Source organism: Pseudonocardia sp., from assembly GCF_025465255.1.
Lineage (GTDB): Bacteria > Actinomycetota > Actinomycetes > Mycobacteriales > Pseudonocardiaceae > Pseudonocardia.
This window is the reverse complement of sequence record NZ_JAODNI010000216.1, coordinates 1-10,021: the sequence shown is the minus strand read 5'-3', so window position 1 is coordinate 10,021 and position 10,021 is coordinate 1. Positions and strand designations below refer to the sequence as shown.

At 71.9% G+C, this 10,021-nt stretch carries 8 protein-coding genes and 1 pseudogene; 6 read left to right on the top strand and 3 right to left on the bottom strand.

The window, feature by feature from the left end; all coding sequences use genetic code 11:
* On the top strand, positions 1-363 hold a 363-nt coding region (locus JWP64_RS26635), incomplete at its 5' end, for a hypothetical protein (protein ID WP_297502549.1).
* A gap of 25 nt (positions 364-388) precedes the next feature.
* On the opposite strand, the gene JWP64_RS26630 is transcribed toward JWP64_RS26635, so the two are convergent.
* A complete protein-coding gene (locus JWP64_RS26630) occupies positions 389-1,195 on the bottom strand; it encodes a hypothetical protein (protein ID WP_297502551.1) in 807 nt (268 codons plus the stop codon).
* 205 nt (positions 1,196-1,400) lie between these two features.
* Here JWP64_RS26630 and JWP64_RS26625 point away from each other — a divergent pair, with 205 nt between their 5' ends.
* Positions 1,401-2,321 (top strand): alpha/beta hydrolase, encoded by a 921-nt coding sequence (locus JWP64_RS26625; protein WP_297502547.1) that lies wholly within the window; start codon positions 1,401-1,403, stop codon positions 2,319-2,321.
* A gap of 59 nt (positions 2,322-2,380) precedes the next feature.
* Complete coding sequence (locus JWP64_RS26620; RefSeq protein ID WP_297502545.1) at positions 2,381-4,003, top strand: NAD(P)/FAD-dependent oxidoreductase; 1,623 nt, start codon at positions 2,381-2,383, stop codon at positions 4,001-4,003.
* A 187-nt stretch (positions 4,004-4,190) separates the two neighbouring features.
* Here the strand turns inward: JWP64_RS26620 and glpK (JWP64_RS26615) are convergent, their stop codons facing one another.
* Positions 4,191-5,693, bottom strand: coding sequence for a glycerol kinase GlpK (gene glpK, locus JWP64_RS26615; RefSeq protein WP_297502543.1), 1,503 nt, complete (start codon positions 5,691-5,693; stop codon positions 4,191-4,193).
* Between the two features lie 45 nt (positions 5,694-5,738).
* Positions 5,739-6,500: an IclR family transcriptional regulator gene (locus JWP64_RS26610; protein ID WP_297502541.1), complete on the bottom strand. Its 762-nt coding sequence runs from the start codon at positions 6,498-6,500 to the stop codon at positions 5,739-5,741.
* 179 nt (positions 6,501-6,679) lie between these two features.
* Here JWP64_RS26610 and JWP64_RS26605 point away from each other — a divergent pair, with 179 nt between their 5' ends.
* The 3 genes and pseudogenes from JWP64_RS26605 to JWP64_RS26595 form a co-directional block, all read left to right on the top strand.
* Complete coding sequence (locus JWP64_RS26605; RefSeq protein WP_297502539.1) at positions 6,680-7,498, top strand: MIP/aquaporin family protein; 819 nt, start codon at positions 6,680-6,682, stop codon at positions 7,496-7,498.
* A gap of 28 nt (positions 7,499-7,526) precedes the next feature.
* On the top strand, positions 7,527-9,044 hold the full coding sequence (glpK, locus tag JWP64_RS26600; RefSeq protein WP_297502538.1) for a glycerol kinase GlpK: 1,518 nt from the start codon (positions 7,527-7,529) through the stop codon (positions 9,042-9,044).
* Between the two features lie 37 nt (positions 9,045-9,081).
* Positions 9,082-9,972 (top strand): annotated as a pseudogene (locus tag JWP64_RS26595) (FAD-dependent oxidoreductase); the annotation flags it as partial.
* Positions 9,973-10,021 lie beyond the last annotated feature (49 nt).

Genomic DNA, 10,021 nt, shown 5'->3' with positions numbered 1-10,021 from the left:
GCCGCGCTGCCGGACCTCCGCGTCGCGCTCGGCCTGTACCGCGCGCTCGGCCACCTGCCCGGGGCCGCCGCGAGCTGGCGGGAGATCGCCGAGGCCGAGCACGCGCGGGGGGACCGCCGCGCGGCGGTCGCCGCCTACCGCAGCAGCCTGCACACCCTCGCCGCCGCGGGAGACGCGACGGCGGCCGGGTGGGCCCGACTGGAAGCGGGCGAGCTCCAGGTCGGCGAGACACCCGCACCCGCCGTGGACGCCCTGCTCGCCGCCCGGACCGGCGGGGAGACGGACGCGGCGCGCGCGGTCCGGGCCCTCAACGCCCTGGGGGACGGGCCGCCGTGGTCCGCGGTCGCCGCCCTCCGCGGCTGAGGCCCCCTCCTCCCCCGGTCAGGGATCAACGCCGGGTCGCGAACACCCCCTCCGCGGGGAAGCAGCCCGCCTTCAGCAGGCCCCGGACCAGTGGGCGGCCCAGCTCGCCGAGCCGTGCGGTGCCCTCCTCCCCGAGCGCCTCCCACGGCGCCGCGCCGAGCCGGTTCGTGTCGTCCTCGATCCGCTCCCGCAGCGCGTTCCCCTCGGGGGTGAGGCTCAGCCCGTCGCCGAGCAGGCCGCGCTCCCGCAGGCTCACCTCGCAGGCCGCCCACTCGTCCTCGGTCCAGCCGCGGCTCGCCCGCGCGAACGGCGGGACGAAGCCGGTGCCCGTCGCGGTCGCCGTGACCAGCGCGTCGATCCCGGAGAGCCCGGCGTCGACGAGCAGCGCGATGTGCCCGTCCCCGCGGTGCTCGCGCAGGACGGAGAGCGCGTGCCAGAGCACGAGGTGCGGCGCGGACGGCCACTCGACGTCCAGGTGGCCGGCGGCGAGCGGGCGCCCCTGCGGCTCGGCGGCTTCCGCGGCACGCCGGGCCAGGTCGGCGGCCTCGGCCACCTCGGGCGAGGCCACTACGTCGTCGCCCAACAGCCGGCGCAGCGCGCCGTCGACCGCCTCGAACCGCGCCGCGACGAGGTCCGCGGGCGAGGCCAGCGACCAGGCCTTCGGGATGTGCCGGGCGATCAGCGCGGGGCTGAAGTTGAAGAACGTCGCCGCGACGACGGACCCGGACACCGCGCCCATCGGGGCGGCGCGGCCGGCGAAATAGCTCATCCGTCCCGGTTCGAGCCCGGCCGCGGTGAGGTGCTTCTCGGTCTCGGGGGCGAAGTAGGTCATGGCGTGCAGGGGCTCGAGGCCTCGGGCGACGCTGCCTGACGTTCGGGTGTCCACGGCCGGACCGTACAGGGGAGGTCGCCGTGGCTGAACGATAGTTCAGGACAACCCGTCCGGCCGATGACGACCTACCGGTGGCCACCTTACGGTCGTTAGGACGCGGGTCACAGTCGCCCCGCGTCACGACTCGCTGCACGAAGGGGTGCCCATGGCGTTGGACGAGGCCACGATCGCGTTCCTCACCGCGATGGCGGAGAGCGGCGGCAAGCCGATCAGCGAGATGACCCCGGACGAGGCCCGCGACCTCGGCGGGCTGCTCCGGGACATGTACGGACCCGGCCCGCAGGTCACGAGCGTCACCGACACCCCGATCCCGACCCCCGACGGGGGCTCCGTCGGCACCCGGATCCTGGCCGTCGAGAACCCCCGCGGCGTGCTCGTCTACTACCACGGCGGCGGCTGGGTCATCGGCGCGATCGACGAGTTCGACACCCTCGGCCGGCAACTCGCCACCCGCACGAACTGCACCGTCGTGCTCGTCGACTACCGGCTCGCCCCCGAGCACCGCTACCCGACCGCGGCGGACGACGCGTGGACCGTCCTGCAGTGGGTGGAGTCGCGGCGGGCCGAGCTCGCCGGGGCGGACGCGCCGTTGATCGTCGCCGGGGACAGCGCCGGCGGGAACCTCGGCGCGATCGTCGCGCAGAAGGCGCGCGACGCCGGGGGCCCCGCGATCGCCCTGCAGGTCCTCGTCTACCCGGTGACGGACTGCGACCTGGACAACGCCAGCTACCGGGACCCGGCGAACCAGCTCATGGTCAGCCGAGACGCCATGATCTGGTTCTGGGACCACTACGCCACGCCCGAGGAGCGGCTGAACCCGGACGCGTCGCCGCTGCGCGCCGCGGACCTCTCCGGCCTGCCGCCCGCCGTCGTGCTCACGGCGGAGCACGACCCGCTGCGGGACGAGGGCGAGGCCTACGCCGAGAAGCTGCGCGCCGCCGGCGTCAAGGTCGAGTCCCGGCGCTTCCTCGGCCAGATGCACGGCTTCTTCACCATGGTCAACGTGCTCCCGGGCCAGACGGACGGGATGGACTACGTCGTCGAGCACGTCGAGCGCGTCCTCTAGACCACCCGCGTCCCCCGACGCCCACCGATCTGCAGCGCCGCAGCCAGGAGGTAAGTGCCATGACGGACAAATCTGTCGACGTCGTCGTCGTGGGGGCCGGGTTCTCCGGCCTCTACCAGCTCTACCGGCTCCGGGAGATGGGCCTGACCACGCGCGTCTTCGAGGCCGGTTCCGGGGTCGGCGGGACCTGGTACTGGAACCGGTACCCGGGCGCCCGCTGCGACGTCGAGAGCCTCAACTACTCCTACTCGTTCTCCCCGGAGCTCGAGCAGGAGTGGACCTGGTCCGAGAAGTACTCGCCCCAGCCGGAGATCCTCGGCTACGCCGAGCACGTCGCCGAACGGTTCGACCTGAACAAGGACATCACCTTCGACACCCGGGTCGAGAGCGCGGTCTACGACGGGGACACGCACACCTGGACGGTCACGACGGACGGCGGCGAGGTCGTCAGCACGCGGTTCTTCGTGATGGCGACGGGCTGCCTCTCCGTCTCCAAGGCCCCGGAGATCCCCGGCGCCGAGACCTTCCCCGGGCCGATCTACCACACCGGGCACTGGCCGCACGAGGGCGTGGACTTCACCGGGAAGCGGATCGCGGTGATCGGTACCGGCTCGTCGGGCATCCAGTCCATCCCGATCATGGCCGCGCAGGCCGCCGAGGCGACGATCTTCCAGCGCACGCCGAACTTCTCGATGCCGGCCGGCAACCGGCTGCTCACCGAGGAGGAGGTGCGCACGCGCAAGGAGAACTACCGCGAGTACCGCGAGGCCGCCAAGTGGTCCGGCTTCGGCGTCCCCGTGCCCCAGCCGACCCGCTCCGCGCTCGAGGTGCCGGAGGAGGAACGCAACCAGGCCTACCAGGCCGGCTGGGACCAGGGGAACCTCGTCGCGATCCTGACCTCCTACATCGACACCCTCGCCGTCAAGGAGGCGAACGACACCGCCGCGGAGTTCGTCCGGGCGAAGATCCGCGACGTGGTGAAGGACCCGGAGCTGGCCGAGTCCCTGTCCCCGCGCAGCTTCCCCTTCGGGACGAAGCGCCCCTGCCTGGACACCGGCTACTACGAGACGTTCAACGACGACCACGTGCACCTGGTGGACATCCGCAAGACCCCGCTGGTGGAGATCACCACCAAGGGCGTGCGGACGTCGGAGCAGGAGTACGAGGTCGACGCGATCGTCTTCGCCACCGGCTTCGACGCGATGACCGGCGCGCTCACCCGGGTCGACATCCGCGGCCGGAACGGGCTGTCGCTGCGCGAGAAGTGGGGCGAGGGCCCGCGCTCCTACCTGGGGTTGACCGTCGCCGGCTTCCCGAACATGTTCACGATCACCGGGCCGTCGAGCCCGTCGGTGCTCACGAACATGATGGTGGCGATCGAGCAGCACGTGGACTGGGTCGCGGACTGCATCGGCTGGCTCCGGGACCACGACGTCGCCGAGCTGGAGGCCACGGACCGGGCCGAGGACGAGTGGGTGCGCCACGTGGAGGAGGTCGGGAACATGACCCTCTACCCGACCGCGGACTCCTGGTACATGGGCTCCAACGTGCCCGGCAAACCGCGCGTGTTCATGGCCTACATCGGCGGCATGGGCGCCTACCGGGAGAAGTGCGACGAGATCGCGGCCAAGGGCTACGACGGCTTCGCCCTGACGCCGGAATCGAGCTCCGTCCCGGCCTAGAGCTTTCGGCGGCCGGGCACAGCGTCGTGCCCGGCCGCCGGAACACCCCGGCCCCGCCCTACAGGTGGGGCGCCTTGAACGGCGCGAGCGCGCCGGCGTCGATCACGTGTGTCGTGCCGTCCACGCTCCGGGGTGACCTGCGCCACGGTCGATCCGACATCCGGGTCAGGACCCCCGCCCCCTCGCCTCAGCCGGTGGACTGCACCCAGCCGTAGCTCCGGTCGACCGCCCGGGCCCAGTTCGCCCGCTCCCGGTCCCGGACGGAGGCGTCCATCGACGGCTCCCAGGCGGCCGCGCGGTGCCAGTTCGCCCGCAGTACCTCCACGTCCGACCAGTGCCCGACCGCGAGTCCCGCCGCGTACGCCGCGCCGAGGGAGACCGCCTCCGACCCGAGCGGGCGCTCCACCGGGACGTCCAGCACGTCCGCGACGAACTGCATCAGCAGGTGGTCGGCCGTCATCCCGCCGTCGACCTTCAGCCTGCTCACCGGCAGCCCGGACTCGGCGTTCATGGCGTCGACGACCTCGCGGGTCTGCCAGGCGGTCGCCTCCAGCACGGCGCGGGCGAGATGCCCGCGGGTGATGAACGACGTCAGCCCGACGATCACGCCCCGGGCCTCGGCCTGCCAGTGCGGCGCGTAGAGGCCCGAGAAGGCGGGGACGACATAGCAGCCCCCGTTGTCCGGCACCGTCATCGCGAGCGTCTCGATCTGCGGGGCCGTGCCGATCATGCCGAGCGAGTCCCGGAACCACTGCACCAGCGACCCGGTGACGGCGATCGAGCCCTCGAGCGCGTAGACGGGCCGCTCCCCGAACAGGTACCCGACGGTCGGGATGAGCCCCTGCGCGGAGCCCGGGATCCGCGACCCGGTGTTCTTGAGCAGGAACGCGCCGGTGCCGTAGGTGCACTTGACCTCGCCGGGCGCGAAGCACGTCTGCCCGACGAGCGCGGCCTGCTGGTCGCCCAGCGCGCCCGCCACCGGAACGCCCGGCAGCACCTCCGAGCAGACGCCGTAGACCTCGGCGTTCGGCCGGATCTCCGGGAGCATCCGCTCCGGCACGCGCAGCGCCGTGAGCAGCCGCTGCGACCACTCCAGCGTGCGGAGGTCCATCAGCATCGTACGGCTGGCGTTGGTCACGTCGGTGACGTGCCGGCCCCCGGCCGGGCCGCCGGTCAGCCGCCAGATCAGCCAGGTCTCCATCGTCCCGAACAGCACGTCGCCCGCGTCGGCCCCCTCGCGCGCGCCCGGGACGTGGTCCAGCAGCCATTGCAGGCGGGGCCCCGCGAAGTACGTCGCGGGGCCGAAGCCGCTGGTCCCGGACCACAGGTCGCCGGTCTCGGCGAGCCCGCTGACGATCTCGTCGGTGCGGGTGTCCTGCCAGGTGATCGCATGCGCGAGCGGGACACCGGTGTGCCGGTTCCAGACGACCGTCGTCTCCCGCTGGTTCGCGATCCCCAGCGCGACGATGTTCTCCGGTCCGAGGCCCGCGCGCTTCAACGCCGCGGGGACGACCCTCGCGACGTTCCGCCAGATCTCCTCGGCGTCGTGCTCCACCCAGCCGGGCCGCGGGTAGTGCTGCCTGTGCTCGCGCTGGGCGACGGCGAGCATGCGACCGGAGCGGTTGAAGAGCAGGCACCGGGTGGACGTGGTGCCCTGGTCGATGGCGGCGACGACCCGCTCGGTGCTCATGCCGACTCCGCGGGACCACATGCGTCGGCGGTGCTCACGGCTCGATCATCTCGCCGCCCCCAGGAACGCCGAGATCTCGCGGCCCGCCGCCGTCAGCTGCTCGACGAGCCGGGGCCGCGGCTCCCCGCCCGCCCCGAACAGCTCCTCGACGGGCCCGGCGATCCCGAGCGCCGCGACGGCGAGTCCCCCACCGGTCCGCAACGGCACCGCGGCGCCCCCGATCCCCGCCTCGAACTCGCCGACGTCCGTGGCGCAGCCCCGCCGCCGCGCCCCGGCGAGCTGCGTCTCCAGCGCCGTGACGGTCGTCGTCGTCCGGCGGGTGTAGCGATGGAGCTCCAGGTCGCGCAGCGCGGGCGTCGCGACGGGGGCGAACGCGAGCAGGCACTTGCCCCAGGCCGTCGCGTGCAGGGGCTGTTCGGTGTTGGTGCGCAGGCGCTGCGGGGAGCCGTCCGGCCGGAACACGTGGTGCACCAGGCTCACCGCCCGGCCCGCGGGAACGCCCAGGTAGACGGCACAGCCGGAGCTGCCGGCGAGCGCGTCGGCCCAGTTCATCGCGCGGGAGCGCAGGTCGTGCCGGTCCCAGCCCTCAGCGAGGCTCCGCAGCCCCGGCCCGGGCGAGTACAACGACGTCGACGAGTCCTGCTCGACCAGCCCCTCCACGCGCAGCGTCCGCACGATCCCGTGGACGGTCGGCCGCGGCAGGTCCAGGGCCGCGGCGAGCTCCGCGAGCGCCAGCGGGCGCCCGGCGCCGCCCAGCAGGCGCAGGACCGCGGCGGCCCGCTCGATGGACTGGATGGCGCCCGGCACGTCCCCGACCCTACGGTGTTGCTGTGATCCAATCGGCGCCGGGCGTTCGACATTGTCGAACGACGTGCGTTGCCGTACCCCGCCCACCTTCCTAGCGTCGCCCCCAACGTCGCGCGGCCGCCCTCGAACCCGAGGCCGGAACACACGCCCGCGGACGTCACCGACCAAGGGAGAGTTCGATGCGGAACTCCTATCTCGGGGAGCTGAGTGCCGAGTTCGCGGGCACGATGATCCTGATTCTGTTCGGCAACGGCGTGGTGGCGCAGGTCGTCACGTCGTTACCGGACAGCCCGCTCGGCAACCACGACTCCATCGCGTGGGCCTGGGGCATCGGCGTCACGCTCGGCGTGTATACCGCAGGCCGCATCTCCGGTGCCCACATCAACCCCGCCGTCACGATCGCGCTGGCCGCCTACCAGGGCTTCTCCTGGAAAAAGGTCGCGCCGTACATCCTGGCCCAGACCCTCGGCGCATTCGTCGCGGCACTGATCGTGCGGGTGACCTACGCGGACCTGATCAACAGGGCGGACCCGGGCCACACCTACAAGACCCAGGGCATCTTCTCGACCCTGCCGGGCAACGGCGAGCCCGGGGTGAGCCTCCCGACGGCGTTCCTCGACCAGGTCGTCGGTACCGCCATCCTCGTCTTCGTGATCTTGGCCCTGGTCAACGCCTGGAACAACCCGCCGCAGGCCAACCTGGCCCCGGTGGTCATCGGCCTGCTGGTCGTCGCCATCGGCATGGCGTGGGGCGCCAACGCCGGCTACGCGATCAACCCGGCCCGCGACTTCGGGCCGCGCCTGGCCTCGTTCATCACCGGCTACTCGACGGCGTTCCTGGACCAGAACGGCAACCAGTACTGGTGGCTGCCGATCGTCGCACCGATACTCGGCGGACTCGTCGGCGGCGCGTTCTTCAAGGTCCTGATCGAGCGCTACCTGCCGACCGCCGAGGACGCTCCGCAGCCCGTCGGGCGCGAGCCCGCGCGCGAGGCCTGATCCGCACTCTCTCACTGAGGAGAACAGCATGGCTGAGTACGTCGGAGCGGTCGACCAGGGGACGACCAGCACCCGATTCATGATCTTCGACCACGGTGGCAACGAGGTCGGGCGCCACCAGCTCGAGCACCAGCAGATCCTGCCGCGGGCCGGCTGGGTCGAGCACAACCCCGTCGAGATCTGGGAGCGCACCTCGTCGGTCATCCAGACCGGGCTGAACAAGACCGGGCTGACCCACAAGGACCTGGCCGCGCTGGGCATCACCAACCAGCGCGAGACCACCGTGGTCTGGGACAGGCACACCGGACGCCCGCTGTACAACGCGATCGTCTGGCAGGACACCCGTACGGACCGGATCGCGTCCGCGCTGGACCGCGACGGCCGCGGTGACGTCATCCGGCAGAAGGCCGGGCTGCCGCCCGCGACGTACTTCTCCGGCGGCAAGATCCAGTGGATCCTGGAGAACGTCGACGGTGCCCGCGAGGCCGCCGAGCGCGGCGACGCGATCTTCGGCAACACCGACACCTGGCTGATGTGGAACCTCACCGGCGGCCGGGACGGGGGCGTGCACGTCACCGACCCCACCAACGCCAGCCGCACGATGCTGATGAACCTCGAGACCCTCGACTGGGACGACGAGCTGCTCGGCTTCTTCGACATCCCGCGCTCGATGCTGCCCGAGATCATGCCCAGCTCCTGCCCGGAGTGCTACGGCCACACGCTGTCGTCGGGCCCGCTCGGCGGCGAGGTCCCGCTCACCGGTGACCTCGGCGACCAGCAGGCCGCGATGGTCGGGCAGGTCTGCCTCGCCCCGGGCGAGGCCAAGAACACCTACGGCACCGGCAACTTCATGCTGCTCAACACCGGTACCGACCTCGTCCGCTCGGAGGCCGGGCTGCTGACGACCGTCTGCTACAAGTTCGGTGACGAGCCGACCGTCTACGCGCTCGAGGGCTCGATCGCGGTCACCGGCTCGGCCGTGCAGTGGCTCCGCGACCAGCTAGGGATCATCTCCGGGGCGGCGCAGAGCGAGTCCCTGGCGCGGCAGGTCGAGGACAACGGCGGGGTGTACTTCGTCCCGGCGTTCTCGGGCCTGTTCGCGCCCTACTGGCGGTCCGACGCCCGCGGCGCGATCGTCGGGCTCTCCCGGTACAACACCAACGCCCACCTGGCCCGGGCGACGCTCGAGGCGATCTGCTATCAGAGCCGCGACGTCGCGGACGCGATGGAGAAGGACTCCGGGGTGCACCTGGAGGTCCTCAAGGTCGACGGCGGCGTCACCGCGAACGAGCTGTGCATGCAGATCCAGGCGGACGTCCTGGGCGTGCAGGTCAGCCGTCCGGTCGTGGCGGAGACCACGGCGCTCGGCGCGGCCTACGCCGCCGGCCTGGCCGTCGGGTTCTGGAAGAACACCGACGAGCTGCGGGCCAACTGGAACGAGTCGAAGCACTGGGACCCGGTATGGAGCAGTGAGCAACGCGACGCCGGTTACGCCCAGTGGAAGAAGGCGGTCGAGCGGACGCTGGACTGGGTAGACGTCGACTGAGCAGTACGAACCAGCATTCTTTCGAGAGGAAGAGATCATGAGATCCGTCGCGCTCTCCCCGGAGGCCCGCACGCGGGCCCTGGCGGACCTGGCCTCCGGTGAGCTCGACGTCCTCGTCGTCGGCGGCGGCGTCGTGGGTGCGGGAAGCGCCCTCGACGCCGCCACCCGCGGCCTGCGCGTCGGGCTGGTGGAGGCCAGGGACTTCGCAGCCGGCACCTCCAGCCGCTCGAGCAAGCTCATCCACGGTGGCCTGCGCTACCTCGAGATGCTCGACTTCCGGCTCGTCGCCGAGGCCCTGCAGGAACGCGGACTGCTCATCCAGACCCTCGCGCCGCACCTCGTCCGGCCCGTCCCGTTCGTCTACCCGCTCAAGCACCGCGGCTGGGAGCGGCTCTACGCCGGCGCGGGCGTCGCGCTCTACGACACCCTCGGCCTGCTCTCGGGCCGCTCCCGCGGGGTGCCGCACCACCGGCACCTGACCCGGCGCGGCGCCCGACGCGTCGTCCCGTCGCTGCGCAAGGACGCCCTGGTGGGTGCCCTGGAGTACTACGACGCGCAGGTCGACGACGCCCGGCACACGATGATGGTGGCCCGCACGGCCGCGGCGTACGGGGCGCACGTCGCGACCCGCGCCCGCGTCGTCGGGCTGATGAAGGAGAGCGGCCGCGTGGTCGGCGCCGAGGTCCAGGACCTCGAGACCGGCGAACGCATCGAGGTCCGCGCCAAGCAGGTCATCAACGCCACCGGCGTCTGGACCGATGACACCCAATCTCTGGCCGACACCCGCGGGCAGTTCCACGTGCGCGCCTCCAAGGGGATTCACCTCGTCATCCCGCGGGACCGGCTGCAGTCCAAGACCGGGATGATCCTGCGGACCGAGAAGAGCGTGCTGTTCGTCATCCCATGGGGACGGCATTGGATCGTCGGCTACAAGTTCTGATTTTGGTAGTGTAGGTTATTAGTGTGTGTTGCTGTGT